The following is a 23,867-nucleotide window of genomic DNA, read 5'->3' as shown; positions in this document are numbered from 1 at the left end:
ATATAAAAATTTCCCTATGCATTCACTAAGAAAAGGGTTGTCTCATAGTATACAAAGATTGCTTTATTAAGATTTCAAAAGAGGGATGGATATATGGAAGACGTATATGTGAAAATCGACAGTCTAAAAGCAGATCAAAAAGAAATCATGCGAGATATTCGTAACCTAGAAACTCGTACAACTATAAACGTAAAAGATATTTCTACAATTAATAAACAACTAGAAAAAATCAGTCTGAATACCACATGGATTTTAAGAATTGTAATTAGTGCAGTTGTAACTGGAATTTTAGGATTAGTTATTAAAATTATGTAAATAGGGACAGAAAAGAGCTCATCATCATCAGGGCTCTTTTCTATTGCCCAAAAGGAGTTGATACCAATGGAATCATGCAAAGAACACGAGGAAATAAAACAAGAAGTACAGGATATTCAAGTCCGTCTCGCAGTTGTGGAAAGCAAGGTTGCGAAGATTGAAGAGAATATCGAGAAAATCTTAAGTAATACCAATTGGTTAGTGAAAAGCATTGTAGGTGGAATGATTGCGGCTCTACTTGCGTTTTTATTAAAAGGGGGATTATAAAATATGAACAAAGAGAACATCCAAAAACGACTACAAAACTGGAAAACATGGGTGGCACTTGGATCCCTCTTGGGATTCATTTGTGCGAAGGCAGGATTACTAGAAACAAAGAGTTTTATTGATGAAATGTTACCGTATATTTTTACACTTGGTGTTTCACTAGGGATTTTGAGTAATCATGAGGGAACAACGTTAACAGATAAATAAAAATACAAAGGGAAGCATCACCAATCGGTGGTGCTTTTTCTATTGGAGGAGAAACGAAATGAAACGATTACTAGGGATATTGTTCACGTTATGTCTTGTATCTTCGATGGCAGCGAGTGTTTTTGCAGATAGGGTCCTTCTGATATCTGATTTACCAAAATTGCCATATCGCTACGGCGTAGGTGCGTATGAAGGTGTTGTGGCGCATAGTACCGCAACACCCAAAGCGCCAGCCATTAATATTCAAAAGTATGAGACTCGTACATGGAGAAACGCATTTGTTCACTATGCAGTCGATTGGGATGAAACCATTCAAATTGCAGATACAAAGTACATTGCTTATGGTGGTGGACCTTCTGCTAATAAACGCTTTGTACATGTTGAACTTTGCGAAACAGCAGATTACAATAAATTCAAACGCAGCTATGATAAATACGTGAAGTTGCTTGCTAAAATCCTACGTGATCGAGGTTTATCTGTGCAAAAAGGATTATGGACTCACTATGATGTAACAAAGTACCTTGGTGGAACAGATCATGAAGATCCACTTGACTACTTAAAGTCTCATGGCGTTTCAGAGGCTCAATTTAGAGCAGATGTACAACGAGCATACAATAATTCTAGCGTGGATGTTTCTGTTCCTGGGAAGCCATCTAAACCAGTAGAAGTACCGACAGCGGTAACAGATGGTAATTGCTTATATGGAAGGCTACAACGTTAATTTACGTAAAGGACCAGATACAAGCTATTCTAAGATTCGTCAGTTAAATAAACCAGAATTTTATGTTGTATGGGCTGAAAAGGATGGCTGGTTAAATCTTGGTGGAGATCAGTGGATTAAGAACGATCCATCTTATGTGAAGTTTAGTAAGAAGAGTACAGTGAGTTCATCTATTGTAGGGAAACGTGTTGTGTCTAAAGTTCACAATCTACGTTTCTATGATGCTCCATTTTGGCAAGATAAAGATGTTGCTGGGTCTGTAGATGCAGGGGCAGGGTTTGCGGTTGATGCAAAAGTAACTGTCAATGGATTGTCACAATACAAAGTGCACAATAGCAAAGGTAAAACATATTATGTAACAGCTAATAAAGCCTATGTGTATGTGAAGTAAAAAAGAAATATATCTCTAATTTGTTTAATAGTATTATATGTAACATTCAGAAGTAATATGAACATGAAAAATAAAAATCAGAGCACTCTGGTTACATAGGATGATTACTATGTAAGAGGTATGCGTGTTATTTTACGTAGTAACATGCTGAAATATGAGAAAAACACTCCTGATGTTGTGAATAGGAGTGTTTTTCCATATATAAAGTGGCATCATGCCAGGAGCAATTTAATATATGCCTCTAAAGTACTTAATATTCCTTAGGGGTGAATACGAATGATTGTGAAGGTATAACAGATTGAATGGTTTTATCATGAAAGACGTAAGATATTTCTAGTTAGGACGCATGTTGTTGAATAGATGGAAGTGTGTTTACGGCTTTGTAGGCGTTTACCCTCCCATATTTCCAATAGTTCTCTGTTCCAGGAAGTTTATCAGCAGTATCTTCGATAATTTGACGGATTTGATAATTTGTATATCCCTTATTCACTAATAAAGCTGCTATACCAGCTACATGAGGGGTCGCCATGGAGGTACCGCTTAATGTACGATACGTACTTCCTTTATAGGTAGAATAAATGTTAGAACCAGGAGCGGCTACATCAACCCATTTGCCGTATGTTGAAAAGTAGGATTTTTGATCGTATTGATCCGTGGAAGCAACAGAAATGACATTATCATAGTACGCTGGGTAATTTGGCGTTGAATCGCCGTCATTTCCAGCCGCTGCGACAATGACAGCGCCTTTTCCCCAAGCATACTGGATGGCTTCTTGTAAAGCAGTTCCTCCATTTGGTGCTCCTAAGCTTAAGCTGATTACTTTCGCGCCAGCGTCTGCAGCGTCTGCAATTCCTTTTGCGACATTATCTAATGTTCCACTCCCTTGATTGTCTAATACTCGAACAGCATAAATGGAAGCTTGCGGTGCCACCCCTGCGATTCCCTCTTTATTATTTGTTATGGCGGCAGCAATACCAGCGCAGTGTGTGCCATGCCCATTTCCATCATTTGAAATTGCAGTATCACTTACATAATCGTGTCCGTAAATGATTTTTGAGGACAAATCAGGATGAGTCCCCTGCACACCGGTATCAATAATGGCAATTTTTATATCCGAATCACTGCGTTGTGTATCCCAGGCTTGAGGGGCTTGGATTTGTCTTAGTCCGTATTGTTTTTGAAATGACGCATCATTTGGAGTCCAAAAGGCATGAAAATAGTAGTTTGGCTCTGCGTATTCGACATTTGTATTCTTTTTGTATTCTTTTATTTTTTCCTCAACGGAGCCTTTCTGAAACTGAACGACTTCAAACCCCAGTACTTTATCTTTGGAGAGTACGGTAGTATCTACAGATTTGTGGAAATCTTGAATACTTTGAAGAGAGGCAGCATGTTTGAATTTCACAATAACTTGGTTGGGAACGTAGTGATTCGATTTAGCTTTAGCTTGTGTGGGGGGAGTTGTGAAAAAGAAGCCAGACATGAGTAGTAGTACTGCGGTGAATACAAAATAAAATTTCCGAAACATATAGGAAACCTCCTTTGGATTGCACTTCCTTTCAATTGTATAGTTGGAGGCTGAGATTTATATCTTGTATCATAAAATAACTTTCTTTGTAGGCCGGATGTAGACGGACAAAAAGCACCTTCTCATCCCTGGTAAAGGCGCTCTACATGTGGGGATTCTCTAGATGCATCATAAATAGCATATCCACTAACAATACAAATTAGAACTCGTTATTGACGATCACATTCAAATATAGTAGATTCCATTTTGTAATTGAGTGGTTAACCTGCGAAGAGTCGTTTCCTTTTGTTTTGGAGACGGCTTTTTTTATGTCAATGGATCACCACAATATAAATTAAACAACAGCAAAGGCAAAACATACTGTGTAAGAGCAAATGAAGCTGAAGTAAAGCGAAAAAGAGCATTCCTCTGGCGAGTGAGGAACGCTCTTTTTTTGACATTATAAAGAAGTACATCTCTAATTTGGTTTGCAATAGTATTATATGTAACATTCGGAAGTAATATGTATATCAAAAATAAAGAAAGAGTATTCCCGGTTGGATGGGAGGAATACTCTTTTTTCTGTATAACAGTATCGGCATTTTCATTATATGAGTTCATTACATACAAAATGACTTGAAAATAATAAAGACACCTTCCCTCAGTTGAAGGTGCCTGATGTTAAGAAGAATGTCTAGGTGTCACCATTAATCTATGCGTTTAGTGATTCATGTATACCTGTAGATATTTCTTTTGACCACTGACCACAAAAATGACCACGCGCTTAAAATAAATTAAATACATTCAATGCAAGAAAAAGACGCTACATTTTTTTTCTTTGCGAAAGAATGCACAACAGTAATACAAGTTACACTAAATGATATGATATACTTTATATCGACTCATGTGGAGTGTGTGGCTTGGTTAATCCTTTAAATATAAGGGTTTAATAGTAATTGTTGATGGGGTTGACCACGTTTTGACCACATCAACAATTTTTTTATGATTTTAACGCCTCAATTAGTGCTATAGTGGACTTTCTTGCATATCTAATGTAACATGACTATAAGTGTCTAATGTGGTCTTAATAGAACTATGTCCTAATCTCTCACTTGCGATTTTTGGATTGATCCCTAATTTAAGTAGAAGAGTTGCATGTGTATGGCGTAAATCATGGAATCGAATTTTAGGAACTTGGGATGTTTTTACAACTCTTTCAAAGATAGTGGTCAATGTTCTTGGATATATTGGTTGACCGTTTTCTCTACAAAAAACTAAATCATGATCCTCATAAGATTTACCGATAGCTAATTTAAATTCGTTTTGTTTCGCTTTATAACTTTTAAATTCTTTACATAAGGTCGGATCGATAGAAATTAAACGTTTAGAACCTGACGTTTTCGGTTCTGTAAAACGAAAACCACGTTCATCATAAATAAGAGTTTCTGTCACACTGATTTTCCCTTCAACTAAATCTAAATTCTTCCACTTTAAACCTAACAGTTCACCCCTACGCATACCAGTGTTGAGCGCAAGTAAAAACAAATGATAGTAGATATGGTTATCAAATTCGGCATATGTTAAGAACGTTTTTGTTTCCTCAATGGACCACTCTTCGTGGTCGAGGGATTTCTACATGTTCAAACGGGTTTTTGTATAGAAATTCCCACTTAACAGCATCTTCTAATGCTCCTTTTAAAACAACGAAAATATATTCAATATATTTAGGTGATAATTCTTCATCAATTAATGATTTAACAAAACGTTGTCCATGCAAGAGTTTTGTTAAATCATTAATTTGCGCGAACCAATTACAGGTATAATTCGACCGTTTACAGCTCTTTTATAATTGGTGAATGTAGTTTCTCTTACTCTTTGTTTTGCTGTGTTTTCTAGCCATTCTTGTAAATATTCACTAAGAGTAAGATTCTTAGCATCAACTAGACTTCCGGTATTAAATTGATGGATAAGCTCATTGCATGCACGTTCGGCTTCTTTCTTTGTTTTAAAGCTGGATACTGTTTTTTGTTTTCTTTTACCAGTGAGAGAATCTCTTCCAATATCAATTGTAAATGACCACTTTTCACCACTTTTTCTAAAGTATCCTTTCATTATCCATACCTCCTTGAGTTAATAGTATTCGAATAGTACAAATAATTCCAGTGTGAGAAAAAGGAAAAGACACTCGAATGAGTGTCTTTGTGGTAAAATATATGTATCCATACTGCTGAGTCCACAAAATTTGTGGGCTTTTTTTATTTCGTTAAAATCAGTATTTTAACGAAAAAGAAAAGACGCAATCATTACGAATGCGTCTTTTTCTTCAGCTTAATATTTCATTACGTTATAGAGATGATATAACAAGGTTATTATAACATACTTTTTTTCGACAAGTATTGAGAAAGTTCTACATCTAAAATCTGTGTCTGTGGATATAAATTCAGATTTGGCTACCCACATTATGTGATTTAAAAAATTATTAATGATGGAGAATCGTATATAACAATTTGTGAAAGAAGGTAATTTCTAATGAGTAATTATAAAGCTATAAGGACATTAATTTCACAGATTAGTGGACAAGAAAACATTCTAAAGGAGTGACAAGCAATCAAAAGGATAGTAGCTTCATCGAAAAATACGACTTCAAAAAACGCTAATCAAAGATATGTATTGTCGCCTAATAGATGCACGAATGTCTTTTTAGTAGGAAAAGAAAATTTTAAAGATGTTTGCAGTAAACGCATGTTGATAGATATAGAAACAAATAAGGAATTTTGTCCTCAATGTAGATTGGTAGAAAAAGAAGATCAGAAATTGGCTGATGCGAAAAAAACAATCATGAATTTTGTTACTTCATTCAATAAAGAAGAACCAACAATCATGATTATTACAGGTGATTACGGAGTAGGAAAAAGTCATTTGTGTGTGGCAGCCACTAAAGAACTTATGAAAAAGGGTCACAGTGTAATGTTTATTCAAATGAATAAACTGTTTACCAAAATCAAATCTACTTGGAGCAAAAGCAGTGAATTAACAGAGGACAAGCTCATGTCTCTCCTTGCTAAAGTGGACGTTCTTATTATCGATGATTTCGGGGCGGAGTTTACAGAGAAAGATAAAGAGGGTGTTACTTGGAAAAAAACAAAGGCAAATGAAATTGTAGATAGCCGAATAGGTAAAAGTACTTTATTTACAACAAATTTCAATGTGGGCCAATTAGCAGAAATGTACGGAGTACGTGATTTCAGCAGAATGATGGAAAACGCGGAAATGCTAGAAATGTTCGGCGATAACTATAGATTACGAAATTTCAAAAGGGGGGAATAAGCATGTGTGTATTATGCCGTAATGCAGGAATTATTCGTAAAAAAACTTATCCGGGTGTGATTGAAACGAAAGGTTGTAATTGTGAAGTAGCAAAGCAACAGCAAGAAGAAAATGATAAGCGCTGGAAAGCGTACTTAATTAAATTTGAATCAATGAAACAAGAGTTAGAACGGAAAAAACAACAAAAAGTTAGCTAACAAGGGGGAGAAAGCGATGAAAAACACAGGTGTTGCAAGAAAAGTGGACGATTTAGGGCGTGTAGTAATTCCGGCTGAGTTACGCAAAACTTTTGGGATTGCTGAAGGAACAGCACTAGACTTTCATGTTGAAGGGGAAAACATCGTTTTACAAAAACAAGAAAAGTCATGCTTTGTAACGGGCGAAGTGTCTGAATCCAACTTGGAATTATTGGGCGGAAGGATGTTTTTGAGCAAAAAAGGCGCAAGTGAATTGCTGGGCGATATTGAGAAGAGTGGGATGGTAAATGCCTAAACAACTCAATATTTTCGATGTAGAACCGGAAATTTGTCAGTTCGATGTAATGAAAGCAAATGTAAAAAGGGGTACTGGACGCACTACATATGCTGATGTACGCGTTCAAGTTCCTAAGACAGCGAAATGTACGGATGAGTTACCACGTAAAACGGAGCCAGATGACCGTTATGAATTATTTGAACAGTATGCAATAGCAATTTGGCGATAAGAGCGATCAATTGATAGCTCTTGTAAGTGGGAAACAGCAGAGGAATTGTGTAAGGCGGCACGAGATAAAAAGGAGGATATTCCAGTAAGGATTTATTTAGGAAGTGCTTTTAAACCAGATGTTGTTAAGTACATGAAGTGAGAAAAAGGGAGAGGAACATATGAAAAAAATAGAAATTGATGTGAGTAGCAACAAGCTTTTAATAGTGAAGGACGGAAATGTTACAACGGTAAATCCACCAATGAGCGGATTCGGTGAGCAAGTCGCGGTTTGGGTAAACGGTAAAGTTGATCGTGTAGATACTAAGTTTACTGAAAAAATAAAATAATCATTTTTGGAAAGTAGGTTCGCTTATGAGTGTAGCAAGAAATCACGTTTGAAAATATATATCGCTTTAGAAGAAGCTAGCTTCATTTGGGATGAAAGAGACGTTATACGTTTTCGTGAAATGTGGAAACAAGATATGAGTTTACCAGAAATGGCAAAAGCATTAAGGAGGCACCAATCAGAGGTGGTACTTCTCGTAATAGATCAAGCTGATAAGTATATGATTGAAAATCGTCCAATAGGATTAGGAGTTTGTTAAAGAGAGGGGAAAGCAAAGTGAAAGCAATGAAAAACGGTGTTATGGAAGTAACTAACTAAATTAATTAGTAAATCAAAGGAAGGACAAGTTGAAATGAATACCAAACAAATTTGTGAATTAGACCAATATCAAGAAGCGGCATTACGTACACGGAATACAAATAACGATTTTGGTGGACACGTTTTAAATGCGGCGTTAGGGATTACGGGAGAAGCTGGTGAGGCTTCGGATATTGTAAAAAAAGCTATATTTCACGGTTATGGTTTTGCTCCGGCTCATTGCCCAGGAGAAGAGGAAGGAAACACCCATAAATTAGCTTTAGAGTTAGGATATCTTTTGTATTACATTTCCATCAGGTCTCACGAAATTGGATATACCTTAGAAGATATTGTACAAATGAATATCTCTAAATTAGTAACAAGATACCCAAACGGATTTAGCCGGGAAGCTAGTCAAAAACGCGTTGATGTGAAGTAATACCAAATTTGAATTTTGTAGAAAAGGAGAGGGTTACTCATAGAATATATATTTCAAAATATATACAACTATGTTGAAATATTTCAAATATGATTAAGTTGTATTTTTGAAATGAAAAAATCTAGATTTTTAACTATGTCATAAAGTGTACTTTTTAACACTGGGTACAACGTCTAAATAACATAAGCGTATTCCCCCATTTCTGGGATTTGGGCAAAAACACCCAAGTTGAACTTTGTTAAGAAATGGCCAAAACAGAAAAGTTTAGCGTCGTCTTTGAGTTGCCAAGGGATATAGAAGTAGGTTCAATAGTAAAGCAAAAAGGAAAGGTATTAACTATCACCAGTATAAGAAAAATTGAGTGTATATCAAGTAGATGAATTTTGGTTAGCGGAAATGCTACAGTTCAGAAATGAGGTGAAGCCGACATGAAGCGGATTGGTATAAATGATAAGTGCATTGGATGTGGCGCCAAGGTTGATGATCCAGATTGTTTGGTTTATGAAGAAGGTCGCTATTATCATTGTAAAAACTTTGATCATTCAACTGATCCAGGCCATTATACGTAAATGAAAAATATAAAGAAATCTTTATTTAAATAGACAAGGAGATGGAATTTATGAGGGAACGTGAAAATTGGGATGTATTATGTGATGTTTGTGATAAAACGATTGAACGTGGAGTAGTAACAGAGTCTGGAGATAGTTACTGTCAATCATGTTATGACAAGTTAGCATATGGAAACAAAGATAAAAAAATTTGAACCAAAGCGTTATTTTATTATAGGAAAAAAGGTGACTTGGCAATTGCAGCAGCCGATTCACCCAATTCTATCGATCAAAATAGTGTTCTTTTTCTATATGTAGTTATGTTGAGTTCCTAGAAGCTAGCCCCAAAAACCCCAGCCAAAAAACAGATCACTTTAGAGAGTATTAGATTTTATTATGTTAATGCTACAACATTAAGAGTTAAACCCCAAGTATTTAATGTATCTGAATACGTTCCGACTTTAACAGTAAGGGTACTTATTATACCTGGAGGTGTAGTGAAAATTGCGGGTGCTGATACAGAGGTAAATCCTGCAGTATACCCTAGAGAAGTAGCTGAACCAATGATTACATTATCATTAAGATGCATAGTGATACCTGCAAAACTACCTCCTGGTTCAATATAAACCGCTACTTCATATATTGCCAAATAATTCCTTCCACCTTCAAGTAATACAGTTGATGGTGGCGTAAATGAAATCGCTGTGCCATTAGAATGTACCACTGTATCTAGTGGAATTGCAGAATTTACAGAAATTATTGCCGGGGTAGTTTGAACAACATTTAAACTGTTAGCTGTGGGGGATGGGCAAGAACAAGGTTTGTGAATTTTAGAGTTGTTAGCATCTTGAGGATTCACAAATAATCAAACTCCTTTGCATATGATAATTTTTTATCCTATATAAAACGTGAATTTTTGTGAAGTATTTGATACTTTAGGGATTTCAAAGTACATCCAATAAATATATATGAATGTTTTTTCAAGGAAATTACCGTAAATTAGGAAACTTAATAAAATAGTTATTTTGGAGGGAAAAGGAATGGAAATCAAGGTAAATGAGCAATCTCAACGTTTTTATCTAGCATTTGATGAATGGGTACCTGCAGTTGGTCATGAAATTAAAGTAGGAAAATATCGTTTTTGCGCTATTCCATTAAGTAAATCTATTAATATTTCGGAAGTAACATCTGGTGTACATGCTATAAGCATTCCGATTGATTCGAGGATTTGGATGGCAACAAGTACTAAGGAAGATACAATGAGCTTTTTAGCAAAAGCTGGTGAAGGTTTAAAGCGAATCCTTGAGAAACAAAGTAATTTAGAAGAATTACTTGAAAAAAATAAAATGATAGCATTTGAGCGTTTGGGAGAAATGCCGCCAATTGAAGATGTTGATACGGATTGGATAACAGCACATCCATGTATGTACATGGTCTTTTTACACTGTCTACTTAAAGGGGATAATATCAATGTTGAGAAAAAATTACTTGGCACAATAAAGTAGCCAGCTTAATCAGCTAACCACTTGTTGTACAAAAGAAAATTAGGCCTTACAAGTTAGTATGTGTAACTTTAAGTTACAGTTATAGTGTAAACCAGATCGGAAATGTTATGCGGGAGTGAAAGCAATAAAAATTTCATTCTGTACAGAAATGAGGGGATGGAATGACAATAGATCCACTAGAACCATACAGACACAAAGATGGAACGATTGTTCATTTAGTTGAAATTAATCCAAATGATTGGTATAGCTGGGCTAGATATCCGGATGGGTATATATATCCCGTATCGGAAGATATTTTTTTCAGGGATTTCGAACCAATAAAAAGCTAACTGCTCACCCAAGAAAAACAGAGGAAAGATAACCATGTGTCTATATTATTTACGGAATATTGAGTTTTATTCAGGGGAGGAAGAGGGAAATGAGTAGTGTATGTACATGTCATATAGATAAAGATAAGTGTTTATGGTGCAAAACAGGAGTTTATTGCAGTACGTTTGGATCAGAAAAATCTCAAGGAGTTTCAATAAATTTCCCTGACGGTAAGGTAATTAGGTTCCATACATTAAACATGGAAGAAGCTCATAACTTAGCAGACATTTTAGATGAGTTTGTAGTTGGAATCGGAGTGGAGGAAAAGAATGTTGAAAATTAGACTTGGCATAGAGAAAGATGCATGGGGCGTTATGTTTGGTTATTACGCGCCGGAAAGAACGTTAGGGATTCATATATTGTGCTTCTATTGCAATATTAATTTTGAATAAAATAATCCTTTGAATAGAAAGTGAGGTTAAAAGAATGGAAGAAAACTTAAAGTTATTAGGCGCAGATGGAATGTGCGGAATGGAGTTTAAAGGGAATAAGGTCAATGTGTATAACGATGAAGGATACGTAATGGAAAGTATGAAAACAAGGGAGCATGTTCAGGAAGTTATTGATTTTCTTGAAGAGTGTAAAGGACAAATGGAATAGAAAGTGAGGTTAGGAGAAATGTCTAAATTAAAGAAAAAGAAAACCAGAAAAGCTATTGCTCGACGTGCGAAATCCTTTGAAAAATATAGAGTTAAAAACGCTTGGAGAAATATTTTTGTACAAGCTGGTATTTTAAAGTGAAAAGAAACTGAATATAGTCCGGCTAGAAAACTAGAGGACACCAATTTTTTAGAGCAGCAATCAAGCTGTTTTAAGAAATGGTGTCCTCTTTATTTTTGAAAGGGGATGTAGAGAATGAAGAACTTAAAAGATCAAATACGTGAATGGAAAAAGCAATCTAAGCAAGCAAAGAAGAAACATAAGAAAAAGAAAGAAGAGAAGCTAACCACTCGTGAAATTGAAGATTTAAAGGGGATTTATAGACCTTGTTATGAGCGTAGACGTGGGGCTTTAAGACAAAAGTAATTTAAAAATAAAAAGGAGTGGTCTTACATGACTAAACAATTATCTTTCTTACCGAAAATCGATAGAACGGCAACGCAGAAAAAATTAGAAGGTGTTCTCGAAAATGTACGTTTATATAGACAGTTTGGAATGATGCGTGAAGAAATGAAAGTCACTCCTTCTTATGAAATTAGATATCACGGACCTACAAATGATGTAGGAAATCCATTAGAAGATGTAGCGATGGCTAATATACAACAAAGTGAACGAGAAGAGTGGATTAAGAAAACGTCATTTCGTATTGATCAGTTCCTTAGTCGCTTGGGCAATGGGCGTGCAGGAAAGGATCAAAGAAACATCATCATTAAGCGTTATTTAGAAGATGAAGATGTATGTGATTATATGGTTTATAACGAGATTGGCATGAGTGAGCGTACTTATCGACGCGTTAAGGCTAGAGTGTTTTATAAACTTGCTTTTGCTCTTAGATTAGAAGTTTACGAGACAGAAGAGACCGGAGGTAATGAATAATGAATTTTGTTCAGCCAATACGTGATCCAGAAGAAATACAGCAGCTGAAAGACTATTTTAAGGAAAAGAGCTTACGTAATTACATTCTCTTCATTATGGGAATCAATACAGGCCTAAGAATCTCGGACATTTTGAAATTGAAGGTAGGCGATGTTAAAGGGAGTCATATCTCTATGAGGGAAAAGAAAACAGGGAAACAGAAACGAATACAAATTACTGCAGCACTGAAAAGAGAACTTAAATGGTTTATTGAAGGAAGAGAAGATAATGAGTACTTATTGCAAAGTAGACAAGGAAAGAATCGTCCTATTGGTCGTAGCATGGCATATAAGATATTAAGTATAGCCGCAGCAGAGTTTGGTTTAGATGAAATCGGAACACATACGCTAAGAAAGACGTACGGGTACCATATGTACATGCAAACGAAAAACATAGCATTACACTTATGGAGATATTCAATCATTCGTCAGAGAAGGTCACGTTACGTTATATAGGTGTAAATCAAGATGCAATGGATCAAGCAATGACTAGGTTTAAAATCTAATCATTGCTTTTTCTTTTTAAATGTATACAGTTACTCATAAATTTCGTACTGTGTAACTCAAAAGAGAAAGTTAAATGAAATCAATGATAGCAAGGGATTCAGTGATAGACTCAGTTACACACAATATAAGATAGGGGTAATTTAATTATATACTGTTGGGAGTAGTTTATCTGAGTTAGATGAAAAATAAGGGGGAAAAATGAATGTATGGATATTTTTGAGAGTATTTTTCGTTTTAAACAATTATGTGAGGAAGAACACTTTAGCTGGGACAAGCATATGGTATAAATGAGATCAATTATGTGTAGTGAATTTTCATAAGGGATATGGAAACGATTTTGAAATACGATACAAATCGTAACAGTTGTATACCATGCACTATAAAAGAAAGGGGGGAGAGAATGAAGAACTTGTTACAAAAGGGAATGGAATTTGTTTCAGCTCTCTTTGCAAGAAAGGGAAAGACGAATCCAAAAGATGCCCAAGATGAAATTGAATTCGTAGGAGTGACAGCACCGCTGAATGTAAATGTGAGAGAAGGAAAAAGTCTACAAGCTGATATTGTGGACGTACTTCCTAAAAATACTTCGGTTACGTTTAAGGGGTGGGAAATTGGTGAAGCGGTACAAGATTATTGGACAGGAATGTGGGACAATTGTTGGTTTTATTTTTATACAAATAGCAAAAAAGTATTTGTTGCATCAGCATATATAAATGGAAATCCACCTAATCAGACTGTAAAAAATAATTTAGCTGTACCGGATGTTTTACAAAAAAAATCCAACTGGTGTTGGGGCGGGGCCGCTACGTCTGTGCTTAATTATATAGGAAAAATAGTAGGGCAGGAGGCTTTTGTTCAATATGTAAAAGGAGGCTTATATAATAACCCTGCTACTTCTAGGGAAATACAGTATGGTTTGTCAGGATTTGGAGTGAATTCGTATGTATATGCAAGCTCTCAATCATACGGTTGGTTTCAAACGCAAATTAATAGTAGTCAACCTGTAATTGTTCTTGTTATGTGGAAAAGCGGAGGGAATATAGGACATTTTTTTGTATTGGATGGTTATTACAAGGGAACAAATGGAACAAATTATATTACGTATATGGATCCTTGGTATGGAGATCATTACAATTATAACTTTGATGTATTTGATAATAATAGTACGTTTTGGTGGGAAGAAACCATATATAATATCCGAGAAAATTAGTGGATGAAAGGAGATTGAACATATGACACAGTTTCAACCAAAGATGCTTCCTGAAATGATAGCGCTAGCTGATTATCAAAGTAATAATCAGCTACATGAGCTTGTTTCCCTTTCGCTTTCTTCATTTTTCCTTTCAATTTATAAATTAAAGCCTTCTCAATATATAGTAAATGTAGACTTTGATAATATGTTAAGCATTCTATCCATTTCTGATGAAAGATTATGGTTTATGATGGATGGAGAAATACCGAAGGGATTGATTGTTGCAAATCATACAAAAACCATATGTATGGGAGGAGAAAATCGTAGTAAAGATTTGTATCAAATGTATCAACTTATTCAACACGAAAATGTACAGATAAAAGAAATTTCCTATATTGAATTTGAAGGACAAGGGCTATTAAAAGTTTTTCATCTTGGGGGAGAAGATATGTATTTGAGTCGAGGAGCATCCCATGTGTTGGATTTACCAGCTAATCAAAAACTAACTATGTATGAGGTTGTAAAGCAAATGAAAAAAAGGATTGAAATGTTTAGCGAAGTATAGAAGGGGACCATAAAAAAATAATTGGCAGAAATTTTACAGCTTTTTGGCAGGAAATGTGCCGGTTGTTTTGGAATTATCATGTTATATTTATATTGTGAGTAGTGGCGGAAAACACGACTCAATATGTTGTTTCTAAAATTCTAAACGGTTCGTAATGACGGCACATAAAATCCGAAACCAGCAGATGGTAATGATTGAATGATACCGTTATTAGGAGGAGCTTTCGCTCTTCTTCCAGTTACTTAATAATGTTGGTGCAGATAAATGTAGCAGCATTAAGTGATTGGAAGAAGAATAAAACTTCAGCAAGTATCGAATATGTTAAAGAATCATAAGTTAGCAAAAGCAATTAGTGAGGTATCATGGTCACAGTTTCGAACCATGTTGGAATATAAGGCAAAATGGTACGGCAAACAAGTCCTTGTTGTATCAAAAACATTTGCTTCCAGCCAATTATGTTCTTGTTGTGGATATCAAAACAAAGACGTTAAAAATCTAAACCTACGCAAATGGGATTGCCCTTCTTGCCTTACACATCATGATAGAGGTAGTAACGCAAGTATCAATCTAAAGAATGAAGCGATAAGGCTTCTAAGCGAAGTGAAAGTGGGGGTAGTTCAAAAATGGAAGAATAGAAACCAGATGAAGTGCGACTGTTTTAATTGCGGTTATGAATCAACAATAGATATAGTAACCGGTGCTGGTAAACGTTGTTCTAAATGCAATGGTATAATAGCACACATGCCAAGTAAACCATTCAAGCAGTATAAGTCGCTAGGTTGCAATGAACTAACACGAGATAAGTATTGTAGTAAGCATCAAGATAAAGTGCAGGAGAACACAAGATACTATGATAAATACATACGAAACAAAAGCTCGCGTTCATTCTATAACTCCAAACAATGGAGAGAGATGCGCGAGCTTATTTATCGTAGAAATCATGGCTTATGTGTTCAATGTCGAAGCAATGACATCATTAAGGTAGGTGATGATGTAGTCGATCATATCATTCCCTTGCTTGTGGACTGGTCAAGACGGTTAGAACCCGCCGATTTACAAACCCTGTGTTACGCTCACCACAATAAGAAAACAAAAGAAGGTGAGAAGAAAAACAGAAAATAATTTAGAAAAAAAGAGATGTACATAACAGCACGGATAAGGTTGAGGAAGCACACAAGTATATCACTCTAGCTAAATAGGAAGAGGCCCTGAAATGAGTCAGGACCTACAAAATACTTTATTAGGGAAAGTATCTGAAAAGTAACGTGCAAAGCGTCTTGTACGTTACAAATATAACTATATCATTGTATTTTTATAAAAAAACGACTGGATTTGTCTTGAAAATAGACAAAAAAATATAGCCCCTCCACCATGAAAAAGAAAAAATGAACTGAACCCAAAAAGCGAAGGGATTCTTGTGAAGAAGCCATAGTATATGAAATTGTGTGCAGTTTTAAGAAATTAAAGTTTTATAGAAAATAGATGGTGGTAATGTCTATATTTCATGAACATAAAAGCCTGAAAATTCGTAAGGAGCAAACCTGTTTAGGGTGTTTGGGATGGCTGTGTAAATGATATTAAATCAGAAATGGAAAAGGAGAATGAAAATGAAGAATAATCAAGAGAATCAAGTAACAGCCCCTGCGGTAGCAGAGGCTGTAGGGAAAACGATTTTAGAGCTAACGGAATGGATTCAATCTGTATGTAGAGATTCCTCTGCGGATGAATTAAAAAGACTTTCAGATATTGTTATGGCAACGTCTGAATTGTATAAAGCTTTTAAGATTTAATTTCTTCACCGGATGAATCTCTGGCTGCAATAACACCTTTATAGATTTCTGTGTATAACTTATTAACTTCTAAAGCCAGAATTTTATTAGATTCTCCTCTTTTTTCAAGCTGAGAGTTAGCTTTTTTGCTATTTGGAACATTTAGTTTATCCAAAACAGCAAGAGTTAATTCTTTAGCAATTTGCATTTCATCATTCATAGGGTCCTTCTGTCTACTACATTCGACAAAAAGGAGAAAAATCCTACATGTGTTGGAGGAGGTGATTTGTATGTTAGAAAACCCAATCATTATAGGTAACCAACACGATTCTTCTCGAGAGAATTTCGAACACTATTGTAGCGATTGTGATGGTGAATTGTACTTCGGTATGACGTATTACATGTTTGAAGGAAACTTCATTTGCGAGAAATTTTTAGAGAGACATGGCACACGGTTTGTGGCAGGAGAATAAAAAAGAACTCACGGGAATGAGTTCTCAAGAAAAATTTAAGGTGAGGCCAGTATACCATAGAAGGTGAGTGAAAGAAACATGCAGGCAAAGGTGTTGGCAAATACATTACATATGGATCGTAGGGCATGGTTAGAAGCACGTAAGCAAGGACTAGGCGGTTCAGATGTGGCAGCCATTGCTGGCTTAAGTAAATGGAAGTCGCAAGTACAGGTGTTTCTTGAGAAAACACAAGCTATCGAGCGAGAAGATATACAAAGTGAAGCCGCTTATTTTGGGAATGTATTAGAAGAAGTAGTTGCCCAGGAGTTTGCCAAACGTACAGGTTTAAAGGTACAGCGCCAAAATGCCATTCCACAGCACCCAGAGTATCCTTGGATGCTTGCAAACGTGGACAGGCTCATTGTAGGAGAACGAGTGGGTCTTGAATGTAAAACAGCTTCAGAATATTTGAAAAAGAACTGGGAAGGTGAGGAAATACCGGTCGCTTACCTTCTTCAGTGTCAGCACTGTATGGCTGTGACAGGCTATGAAGCATGGTGGATTGCCGTATTAATTGGTGGTAACAAATTTGTGTATAAGAAGATTGAGCGTGATGAGGATATCATCCAATATCTCGTTAATATGGAACGGGACTTTTGGCTGAATCACGTCGAAAAGGACGAGCCACCTATGTTTGACGGTTCAGAGGCATCTACGCAGTTGCTGAAGCAAAAGTATCCAGAATCTATTGAGGACAGTTCTATCAGCCTAGGGAAGCAAGAAGAGCTACTCATCGAAGCGAGGGACCAAGTAGAGAGAGAAATCAAGGTGCTACAAGAACAAAAGGCAGAGTATGAGAACAAGCTGAAAGTGAAATTAGGCTCCCATGAGAAAGGGACAACGGAGAATTACACCATTCATTGGAAGCCCTATACAAGTAATCGCTTTGATAGCAAACGATTCAAAACAGAACATCCTGATTTATATAAAGAATATGCAAATGAAATTATATCAAAAAAAATTTAGTGAAATAAAAAATAGGGAGTGGATTAAATATGGCTACAAATGAAAAGTTGAAAAACCAGTTAACAAATCGAAAAGAAAGTGCGCCAATTACACTGGAACAAACAGTCGAAGCATACATGAAGAAAATGGCGCCAAGAATGGCGGAAATATTACCGAAGCATATGGATATGAACCGTATGAGCCGCTTTGCCTTAACAACGATTCGGACAAATCCAAAGCTTCTGGAATACGCGGTTCCTTCTCTTATGGGGGCTGTGATGCAAGCCGTACAGCTAGGATTGGGACCAGGATTACTAGGACACTGTTACATCTTACCGTATAAGCGTGAAGCGACATTTATCATTGGGTATAAGGGAATGATTGATGATTGACCTCGCAAGACGGTCTGGCCATATTCAAAGCATTTATGCACATGCCGTACATGAAAATGACGAATTTGAATATGAGTTAGGATTACATCCAAAATTGGAGCATAAGCCGTCACATGGAGACCGTGGCGCGTTTATTGGAGCGTATGCAGTCGCTCATTTTAAAGACGGTGGCTATCAAATGGAGTTTATACCGAAAAATGAAATTGAGAAACGCTGTAAACGTTCTGCATCCGCTAATTCCAGCTATAGTCCATGGAGTAGCGACTATGAAGAAATGGCGAAGAAAACCGTGGTTCGGTACATGTTCAAATACTTACTGATTAGCATTGAAGTTCAGACACAAGCGCAGCAAGACGAAGTGGTGCGAAAAGATATTACAGAAGAACCAGAGTTTATCGAAGTGGATCCAATTGATGTAGAACAGTCAACAACAGAAGAGGCTGGACAACAAGAATTCCCGATTGAAGGATGAGCAAATCAAAGGTGCTTCTCTCCCGGAAATTGTGGGAGAGAGCACAATCCAAAGAAGAATTGAAACAGCCTATTGCAAGATATATACAAACTGGATATCCAGACTATCATATAGAAAAAAGTTATTTTAGAAAATCAATCGTACGTTGCAGTTTGCAGAAGGGAGTAAAAAAGGGATGGGAATATTTCGAGTAGCTAGAGATACAAATTATTCAATCATACACAATATACCTTTACATGATTCTAATCTCAGTTGGAGAGCCAGAGGATTGCTTGCTTATATGCTTTCTTTGCCAGATGATTGGACGTTCCATGTCTCCGAACTGAGTGAACATACCAAAGATAGCGAAAAAATAACTGCAAGTATTGTAAAAGAGCTGAAGGAAGCGGGTTACTTGAAGCGTTATCCCGTTCAAAATACCGAAACGGGGAAAATTTCACATTGGGAAACAGTGGTGTATGAAGTTCCAACCATAGATACCCAAAACCACCCCCTGGAAAATCCACCTAGTGGTAAAACCATCGAGTGGGAAACCACACGTATGGAAAACCACACAGTGGAAAAAGGGGGACTACTAAATACTAATGATTTACTAAGTACTAATATACCAAGTACGAATCTAACTAAAGATGATGATGTAGATAAGCACCCCTTGATTGACGAAGAATTTCAGAAGAGTTATCAGTACGTACTGCAGAACAATATTCCGCTAAGTGAAACAGCCTTGCAAGATTTGGGAGAGTTTTGTGATGTGCTAGGAAGCGAAATGGTGGTAGAAGCTGTGGATCGAGCGATTGATCAAAATGTAAAGCGTTGGAAATATATCAGCGGTATTTTATCCAATTGGCAGAAAAGTAATGTCAAAACAATGGTGGATGTGATGCAACTGGATGAATCATATAAAAATCAAAAAGGCGGTGGGGAACATGCAACACGTTGGAGACACAATGGCGGAAATTATCAAACGGGCAGAAGCTATGAGGAAGAAGTTGCAAGCCGAGAACGAAACATGCCAAGTTACATCAAACGAGTATAAGTGCCCAACATGCCAGGATACGGAAGTACTGTTTTACGAGGAAGTTAATGAATTTGGAATGAAAGTATCTGTGCAGAAGGATTGTTCGTGTAAAGTGCAACGAGTGATAGAACGAAGGTTGAAGAATACAATGATTCCAGAAGAGTTTACACAAGCGAGATTTGATTCTTACAAACAAAAGACAGAAAACCAAAAAGTGTTGTATGAAACCATCGTAAAATATTTGCGTAATTTTGAAGAAATCAAGGGAACGAAACAAAATAGCTTAGGCTTTATCGCAACGTTTGGTGAGCTCCGCATTAAACAGTTAGAACCATCCAAACGGGCACAGGCAAAGCGGGAACATAACAGTTTTGGTCTTGGAAAAACACATTTGCAAGTGGCTGCAGCAAAATATCTCATGAAGCAAGGATATAGCGTATTACTGATTTCGGACGGGACGTTCATGGATGACCTCATTGCAGCAAAGATGATGAACGATGACAAAAAAGAATTCAATCGCTTATTACATTCTGCAAAGCAAGTAGAAGTTCTAGTGTGGGATGACTTAGGAAAATCAAAATGGTCAGAAGCAAAAGAAAATTTGTACTACCAGATCATTGATTATCGATATCGTCATAATTTACCGATTCTGTATAGTTCAAATGAAGATGACGAGACGTTAGGGGTCACACGACCGAAAAAAGAAAATTGTACGTTAAGGAAGATTTTTACATATTGTTGTGAAATAAAAACACAGAGAAAATGATTTTCCCTGTGTTTTTATTTCTGCTTTATTCTATTTTTTCGTAGTGACCGTAAGTTTTCAAAATTCAATTTTTGATTTAAATTCCAAATATAATCTCCTGTAAGTGCGATATGTTCCCAATCTAATGGAGAGATGTGCTGAATATATTTCTCTGGAATATGAATACTATTATTCCGTAACGTTTCAATTGCACGAGAGATATAGATAGAATTCCAGGTTACAATCGCAGAAATAATGAGTTGAAGTCCACTTGCACGATGTAATTGATCTTCATAGGATCGATCACGAATTTCTCCTAATGGATTAAAAAATACAGCTCTAGCCAAAGAGTTTTTACTTTCGCTTTTATTTAACTCAACCTGAACTTTTCTTCTATGTTCAGGATCTTGTATCCATTTTAACATATATAAACTTCGTTCTATCCGGCCAATCTCACGAAGTGCTATAGATAAACTATTCTGTCTAGGATAAGATGAAAATTTTTTTAAAATTAGGGAAGCTGTAACTGTCCCTTGTCATACAGAGCTAACTAAACGTAATATTTCACCCCAATTTTCTCGTATTTTCTTTACCTGAATCGTTCCGCCAACCATGAAATTAACATGTTCATATATTGTTGGAGTAGATAATGTATATATTTTATGATGATCAATCGTTATAATTCTTGGTGAAAAGCGAAATCCTAACATATGACACATTCCAAATATATGATCAACAAAACCCGCGGCATCTGTGTAATGTTCTTCAATTTGCAAATCTGTTTCATGATACAGTAGCCCATCAATAATATGTGGTGCTTCTTGTTTTGTGCAAGCAGCGATTGGTTCTTACGAACTTTTGGGGAGTGCTTACGACTTAGAAATATATTAATGCACTTAATTTTTTTGACATAATAATTCACAATCTATACAGGGCTCGTTTGGTCAATACATGTAAGCTTGCTCTTCCATATACCATACGTTTAATTGTTTTTAAGCGATTGACTTGTCCTTCTAAAACACCATTGCTGTATGGAAGTAAAAATGCATGTTTAATTGCTTGTAAATCACTTCGTAAGCGACGAGCGTAATGATAAAAAGGCTGTTGCTTATGGGATAGTTGCTGTTTGAGCCAATTTAAAAACTGTTTATAATTAGATTGTTTTACGCTTTCTCGATAATGTTGCACCATTTGATAAAGCGGACGTATTTCCGGATATTTAGAAAAACATTGTACAAGGTCTTGTTTTTCTTTCTTAGTTAATTGCTCCGGATGAATCCAAAACCAGCGGATGAGTTGCTGACGAGAGACATGATAAACAGGATTTTGGCGATGACCTTGTTTTCGATTACGGCGTAATGTTTCTACAACTGTACGTACTGCTGAAAAAGTTCCGGAATAGCCTTCCAGACGAATCAATTGATTAATTTCTTTAAGGGTATGACTTTTATTTTCCAACTGAATAATCAAATTATCAAACCCTCGTACTAGATTTTTTTTGTATCGATCAGATGACGGCGGGCCATTCATTTGAATGTATTTTCGAATTGTTTTCCAGCTAAGTTTATATTCTTTAGCGAGCGTACACATAGATTTTCCAGCCCGATGGGCTTGCTTAATACGTTGGATTAACTCCCATTTTCTATTCTGACGAATTTCTTTCTCTTTCTCTGCTTTTGTCATCTTTTCTACAGGTTGGATAGGAAGTTTGGAAGACCAAGAAATAGTAGAAGGAACCGAAGTGGTAAGTATTTTTTCTAATTGTTTCTTGGCATTTCGAATAAAATGCCACCTGTCATATACCTGTAAAATAGAAGAATTGGCATCAGATATTGCTTGACGAAATCCTGTAAAACCATCACGACTGACGACTTCAATATGAGGATATATTTTCAGCCATTGAGTTACTTGTTCAGATTCTCGGTTTGGTAATAGAGCAAGTGGCCTATGACTCTGTAAATCACAAATCAAAGAACCATAGGTACGTCCTTTTCGAAAAGCAAAATCATCTATTCCGACAAAAGGGAGATACCTCAACTTCAATATTTGTTTTATGAATAATAGCTAATAATACATCATGGGTAACCGGTAGGTACATGGCTTGTGCAACCTTTTCTCCAGCTAGACAGCTTGTTGAAAAAGCTATTTTTCGTAATACTTCTTCTGCTCTAATGGTTCGGCGACCATTAGAAGCCAGCCAATCATAACGCTCTGTAAATACTTTAACTGGACAAGTAAGAGAATCGCAAAACCATTTGCGTGAAAGAAGTAATAATTTGATGGGTTTGTCTGAAAGAGGAAGATCTTGTATGAGACGAGTATAGCGACTGTGGGGTCGAGAAGATCTATAGTGACATGTTGGACAAGAGTGTGAGCGTTGTGTGCTTTCTATCGTTAAGCGTAAATGATCTTCCATTTGGTAGATGTCTTTCAGTATGAGAAAAGTACCCGGCGCTGACCACGAAATTTCACGCATGATTTTCAACTCCTTTTCTTTTATTATATCAATGTAGTGATTACAAAAACAACTCCCCAAAAGTTCGTAAGAACCAATCGCTGCTTGCACAAAACATTCAATACTGAATATATTTTGAGTATGACTAATTAATATGATAGTAATTTAGAAAAAATGATGGATAGGATAAAGAAGACACACGTGAAATGCATTATTAATGATAGAAGGGCATAAGAAACTTTACATTACAGAAAAAAACGAGTACTTCTTAAATAAGAGTATTCGTTTTCTTGACACAATCCCAATTAATTATATCTCTTCGTATTTTTACCGTCCTTATCGAAGTAATACCTGTAACCGTCTCCTGAGTCTTGCTTCTCTAAGTATTCATCGTGTAGCATGCTGCCTACAGGTCGAACGATATGGTCATCGTTTCAAAATGTATGAGTGACTTTATAATCTCTTGCTACTTTTCCATATAGTACCACTCACCCTCTTTCTTTGGATTTTCTAACCATCCAGTTTGCATTTGTCCTTGGTGATTTCCTTTTTGAGGATTGAAGTAATAGGTTTCACCTTTATCAGTTGTCACCTTACCAGTTACTATTTGTCTGTTTTTTCAGGGTTGAAGTAATATTTTTTGCTTCCAATTTGAATCAATCCAGTTTCTACTTTTCTTTATAATGATTTGTTGCATATATGATTTTTAGGAGTTGAGGATAAAGACGATTCCTCAATTAAGGTGCATAAGAGATACGAAGTTCTTAATTTTGTCTTATAGGAAGTCAATAATGTATT

General features: G+C 36.1%; 31 protein-coding genes and 8 pseudogenes. 32 read left to right on the top strand and 7 right to left on the bottom strand.

Annotated elements, in window-relative coordinates; genetic code table 11:
• Positions 1 to 93: 93 nt before the first annotated feature.
• The 4 genes and pseudogenes from I6L50_RS34180 to I6L50_RS34165 all read left to right on the top strand — a co-directional run bounded on the left by I6L50_RS34180 (position 94) and on the right by I6L50_RS34165 (position 1,901).
• Positions 94 to 315, top strand: coding sequence for a hemolysin XhlA family protein (locus I6L50_RS34180; protein WP_219304444.1), 222 nt, complete (start codon positions 94 to 96; stop codon positions 313 to 315).
• 66 nt (positions 316 to 381) lie between these two features.
• Positions 382 to 582 carry a hemolysin XhlA family protein gene (locus I6L50_RS34175; RefSeq protein ID WP_219304442.1) on the top strand — a complete coding sequence of 67 codons (201 nt, stop codon included), beginning with the start codon at positions 382 to 384 and terminating at the stop codon, positions 580 to 582.
• A 3-nt stretch (positions 583 to 585) separates the two neighbouring features.
• A complete protein-coding gene (locus I6L50_RS34170) occupies positions 586 to 789 on the top strand; it encodes a hypothetical protein (RefSeq protein WP_219304440.1) in 204 nt (67 codons plus the stop codon).
• 58 nt (positions 790 to 847) lie between these two features.
• Positions 848 to 1,901, top strand: a pseudogene (locus tag I6L50_RS34165) (N-acetylmuramoyl-L-alanine amidase).
• 337 nt (positions 1,902 to 2,238) lie between these two features.
• Here the strand turns inward: I6L50_RS34165 and I6L50_RS34160 are convergent.
• Positions 2,239 to 3,429 carry a S8 family peptidase gene (locus I6L50_RS34160; protein ID WP_219304438.1) on the bottom strand — a complete coding sequence of 397 codons (1,191 nt, stop codon included), beginning with the start codon at positions 3,427 to 3,429 and terminating at the stop codon, positions 2,239 to 2,241.
• Positions 3,430 to 4,408: 979 nt separating this feature from the next.
• Positions 4,409 to 5,520: pseudogene (locus I6L50_RS34155) on the bottom strand (tyrosine-type recombinase/integrase).
• A gap of 495 nt (positions 5,521 to 6,015) precedes the next feature.
• On the opposite strand from I6L50_RS34155, the gene I6L50_RS34150 reads away from it, so the two are divergent.
• The 9 genes and pseudogenes from I6L50_RS34150 (at position 6,016) to I6L50_RS34110 (ending at position 9,264) form a co-directional block, all read left to right on the top strand.
• On the top strand, positions 6,016 to 6,735 hold the full coding sequence (locus I6L50_RS34150; protein ID WP_219304747.1) for an ATP-binding protein: 720 nt from the start codon (positions 6,016 to 6,018) through the stop codon (positions 6,733 to 6,735).
• A 2-nt stretch (positions 6,736 to 6,737) separates the two neighbouring features.
• Positions 6,738 to 6,932 carry a hypothetical protein gene (locus I6L50_RS34145; protein ID WP_219304436.1) on the top strand — a complete coding sequence of 65 codons (195 nt, stop codon included), beginning with the start codon at positions 6,738 to 6,740 and terminating at the stop codon, positions 6,930 to 6,932.
• 16 nt (positions 6,933 to 6,948) lie between these two features.
• Positions 6,949 to 7,227 (top strand): AbrB/MazE/SpoVT family DNA-binding domain-containing protein, encoded by a 279-nt coding sequence (locus I6L50_RS34140; protein WP_219304435.1) that lies wholly within the window; start codon positions 6,949 to 6,951, stop codon positions 7,225 to 7,227.
• Positions 7,220 to 7,579: pseudogene (locus I6L50_RS34135) on the top strand (cell division protein SepF). The gene I6L50_RS34140 and the pseudogene I6L50_RS34135 overlap by 8 nt, the downstream one beginning before the upstream one ends.
• Positions 7,580 to 7,598: 19 nt before the next feature.
• Positions 7,599 to 7,766 (top strand): DUF3954 domain-containing protein, encoded by a 168-nt coding sequence (locus I6L50_RS34130; protein WP_042596972.1) that lies wholly within the window; start codon positions 7,599 to 7,601, stop codon positions 7,764 to 7,766.
• 6 nt (positions 7,767 to 7,772) lie between these two features.
• Positions 7,773 to 8,024 (top strand): helix-turn-helix domain containing protein, encoded by a 252-nt coding sequence (locus I6L50_RS34125; RefSeq protein ID WP_219304433.1) that lies wholly within the window; start codon positions 7,773 to 7,775, stop codon positions 8,022 to 8,024.
• A 93-nt stretch (positions 8,025 to 8,117) separates the two neighbouring features.
• The gene (locus I6L50_RS34120) at positions 8,118 to 8,501 is read left to right on the top strand and encodes a nucleoside triphosphate pyrophosphohydrolase family protein (protein ID WP_374108455.1); all 384 of its coding nucleotides are present in this window, start codon (positions 8,118 to 8,120) and stop codon (positions 8,499 to 8,501) included.
• Positions 8,502 to 8,929: 428 nt separating this feature from the next.
• The gene (locus I6L50_RS34115; protein WP_219304431.1) at positions 8,930 to 9,070 is read left to right on the top strand and encodes a hypothetical protein; all 141 of its coding nucleotides are present in this window, start codon (positions 8,930 to 8,932) and stop codon (positions 9,068 to 9,070) included.
• Between the two features lie 50 nt (positions 9,071 to 9,120).
• Positions 9,121 to 9,264: a hypothetical protein gene (locus I6L50_RS34110; protein ID WP_219304429.1), complete on the top strand. Its 144-nt coding sequence runs from the start codon at positions 9,121 to 9,123 to the stop codon at positions 9,262 to 9,264.
• Between the two features lie 179 nt (positions 9,265 to 9,443).
• Here the strand turns inward: I6L50_RS34110 and I6L50_RS34105 are convergent, their stop codons facing one another.
• Complete coding sequence (locus I6L50_RS34105) at positions 9,444 to 9,908, bottom strand: hypothetical protein (protein ID WP_219304427.1); 465 nt, start codon at positions 9,906 to 9,908, stop codon at positions 9,444 to 9,446.
• A gap of 181 nt (positions 9,909 to 10,089) precedes the next feature.
• Here I6L50_RS34105 and I6L50_RS34100 point away from each other — a divergent pair.
• From I6L50_RS34100 to I6L50_RS34040, 14 genes and pseudogenes are all read left to right on the top strand, one after another.
• Positions 10,090 to 10,458: pseudogene (locus I6L50_RS34100) on the top strand (hypothetical protein); the annotation flags it as partial.
• A gap of 257 nt (positions 10,459 to 10,715) precedes the next feature.
• Positions 10,716 to 10,883, top strand: a complete 168-nt coding sequence (locus I6L50_RS34095) for a hypothetical protein (RefSeq protein ID WP_219304426.1) — start codon at positions 10,716 to 10,718, stop codon at positions 10,881 to 10,883.
• A gap of 89 nt (positions 10,884 to 10,972) precedes the next feature.
• On the top strand, positions 10,973 to 11,206 hold the full coding sequence (locus I6L50_RS34090; RefSeq protein ID WP_219304424.1) for a hypothetical protein: 234 nt from the start codon (positions 10,973 to 10,975) through the stop codon (positions 11,204 to 11,206).
• Positions 11,193 to 11,315 (top strand): hypothetical protein, encoded by a 123-nt coding sequence (locus I6L50_RS35555; protein WP_257475505.1) that lies wholly within the window; start codon positions 11,193 to 11,195, stop codon positions 11,313 to 11,315. Before I6L50_RS34090 ends, I6L50_RS35555 begins: the two co-directional genes overlap by 14 nt.
• A 34-nt stretch (positions 11,316 to 11,349) precedes the next feature.
• Positions 11,350 to 11,523 (top strand): hypothetical protein, encoded by a 174-nt coding sequence (locus tag I6L50_RS34085; protein ID WP_219304421.1) that lies wholly within the window; start codon positions 11,350 to 11,352, stop codon positions 11,521 to 11,523.
• An 18-nt stretch (positions 11,524 to 11,541) separates the two neighbouring features.
• Positions 11,542 to 11,664 carry a DUF3983 domain-containing protein gene (locus I6L50_RS34080; RefSeq protein WP_002010097.1) on the top strand — a complete coding sequence of 41 codons (123 nt, stop codon included), beginning with the start codon at positions 11,542 to 11,544 and terminating at the stop codon, positions 11,662 to 11,664.
• Between the two features lie 114 nt (positions 11,665 to 11,778).
• On the top strand, positions 11,779 to 11,949 hold the full coding sequence (locus tag I6L50_RS34075) for a hypothetical protein (protein ID WP_219304419.1): 171 nt from the start codon (positions 11,779 to 11,781) through the stop codon (positions 11,947 to 11,949).
• Between the two features lie 27 nt (positions 11,950 to 11,976).
• A complete protein-coding gene (locus I6L50_RS34070) occupies positions 11,977 to 12,459 on the top strand; it encodes an ArpU family phage packaging/lysis transcriptional regulator (RefSeq protein ID WP_078204473.1) in 483 nt (160 codons plus the stop codon).
• A pseudogene (locus tag I6L50_RS34065) lies at positions 12,459 to 13,003 on the top strand (site-specific integrase). Before I6L50_RS34070 ends, I6L50_RS34065 begins: the two are co-directional and overlap by 1 nt.
• Positions 13,004 to 13,428: 425 nt before the next feature.
• Positions 13,429 to 14,214 carry a papain-like cysteine protease family protein gene (locus I6L50_RS34060; RefSeq protein ID WP_307897098.1) on the top strand — a complete coding sequence of 262 codons (786 nt, stop codon included), beginning with the start codon at positions 13,429 to 13,431 and terminating at the stop codon, positions 14,212 to 14,214.
• A gap of 22 nt (positions 14,215 to 14,236) precedes the next feature.
• Entirely contained in the window at positions 14,237 to 14,761 is a 525-nt protein-coding gene (locus I6L50_RS34055) for a hypothetical protein (protein WP_219304416.1), read from the top strand.
• Positions 14,762 to 15,067: 306 nt separating this feature from the next.
• Positions 15,068 to 15,358: pseudogene (locus I6L50_RS34050) on the top strand (RNA-guided endonuclease TnpB family protein); the annotation flags it as partial.
• Positions 15,359 to 15,502: 144 nt separating this feature from the next.
• Positions 15,503 to 15,883, top strand: a complete 381-nt coding sequence (locus I6L50_RS35770; RefSeq protein WP_219304745.1) for an HNH endonuclease — start codon at positions 15,503 to 15,505, stop codon at positions 15,881 to 15,883.
• Positions 15,884 to 16,368: 485 nt separating this feature from the next.
• Positions 16,369 to 16,551, top strand: a complete 183-nt coding sequence (locus tag I6L50_RS34040; RefSeq protein ID WP_219304414.1) for a hypothetical protein — start codon at positions 16,369 to 16,371, stop codon at positions 16,549 to 16,551.
• Here I6L50_RS34040 and I6L50_RS34035 read toward each other — a convergent pair.
• The gene (locus I6L50_RS34035) at positions 16,541 to 16,750 is read right to left on the bottom strand and encodes a hypothetical protein (RefSeq protein ID WP_219304412.1); all 210 of its coding nucleotides are present in this window, start codon (positions 16,748 to 16,750) and stop codon (positions 16,541 to 16,543) included. The two genes, I6L50_RS34040 and I6L50_RS34035, sit on opposite strands and share 11 nt — an antisense overlap.
• A 70-nt stretch (positions 16,751 to 16,820) precedes the next feature.
• Here I6L50_RS34035 and I6L50_RS34030 point away from each other — a divergent pair, with 70 nt between their 5' ends.
• From I6L50_RS34030 to I6L50_RS34010, 5 genes and pseudogenes are all read left to right on the top strand, one after another.
• Positions 16,821 to 17,003: a hypothetical protein gene (locus I6L50_RS34030; protein ID WP_219304410.1), complete on the top strand. Its 183-nt coding sequence runs from the start codon at positions 16,821 to 16,823 to the stop codon at positions 17,001 to 17,003.
• A 78-nt stretch (positions 17,004 to 17,081) separates the two neighbouring features.
• Positions 17,082 to 18,008 (top strand): YqaJ viral recombinase family nuclease, encoded by a 927-nt coding sequence (locus I6L50_RS34025; RefSeq protein WP_219304408.1) that lies wholly within the window; start codon positions 17,082 to 17,084, stop codon positions 18,006 to 18,008.
• A 29-nt stretch (positions 18,009 to 18,037) separates the two neighbouring features.
• Positions 18,038 to 18,851 (top strand): annotated as a pseudogene (gene recT, locus I6L50_RS34020) (recombination protein RecT).
• Positions 18,852 to 19,026: 175 nt separating this feature from the next.
• Positions 19,027 to 19,887 (top strand): DnaD domain protein, encoded by an 861-nt coding sequence (locus I6L50_RS34015; RefSeq protein ID WP_219304406.1) that lies wholly within the window; start codon positions 19,027 to 19,029, stop codon positions 19,885 to 19,887.
• A complete protein-coding gene (locus I6L50_RS34010; RefSeq protein WP_307897097.1) occupies positions 19,841 to 20,635 on the top strand; it encodes an ATP-binding protein in 795 nt (264 codons plus the stop codon). The genes I6L50_RS34015 and I6L50_RS34010 overlap by 47 nt, the downstream gene beginning before the upstream one ends.
• Before the next feature lie 14 nt (positions 20,636 to 20,649).
• Here I6L50_RS34010 and I6L50_RS34005 read toward each other — a convergent pair.
• The 3 genes and pseudogenes from I6L50_RS34005 to I6L50_RS33995 all read right to left on the bottom strand — a co-directional run.
• Positions 20,650 to 21,444, bottom strand: a pseudogene (locus tag I6L50_RS34005) (Tn3 family transposase); the annotation flags it as partial.
• Between the two features lie 88 nt (positions 21,445 to 21,532).
• Positions 21,533 to 22,585, bottom strand: coding sequence for a transposase (locus I6L50_RS34000; protein ID WP_257475502.1), 1,053 nt, complete (start codon positions 22,583 to 22,585; stop codon positions 21,533 to 21,535).
• 34 nt (positions 22,586 to 22,619) lie between these two features.
• Positions 22,620 to 23,090 carry a transposase family protein gene (locus I6L50_RS33995; RefSeq protein ID WP_219304093.1) on the bottom strand — a complete coding sequence of 157 codons (471 nt, stop codon included), beginning with the start codon at positions 23,088 to 23,090 and terminating at the stop codon, positions 22,620 to 22,622.
• Positions 23,091 to 23,867: the final 777 nt, after the last annotated feature.

The sequence above is a fragment of the Bacillus sp. FDAARGOS_1420 genome, from assembly GCF_019344915.1.
Classification (GTDB): Bacteria; Bacillota; Bacilli; order Bacillales; family Bacillaceae_G; genus Bacillus_A; species Bacillus_A mycoides.
This window is presented reverse-complemented; position numbering and strand designations above follow the sequence as displayed.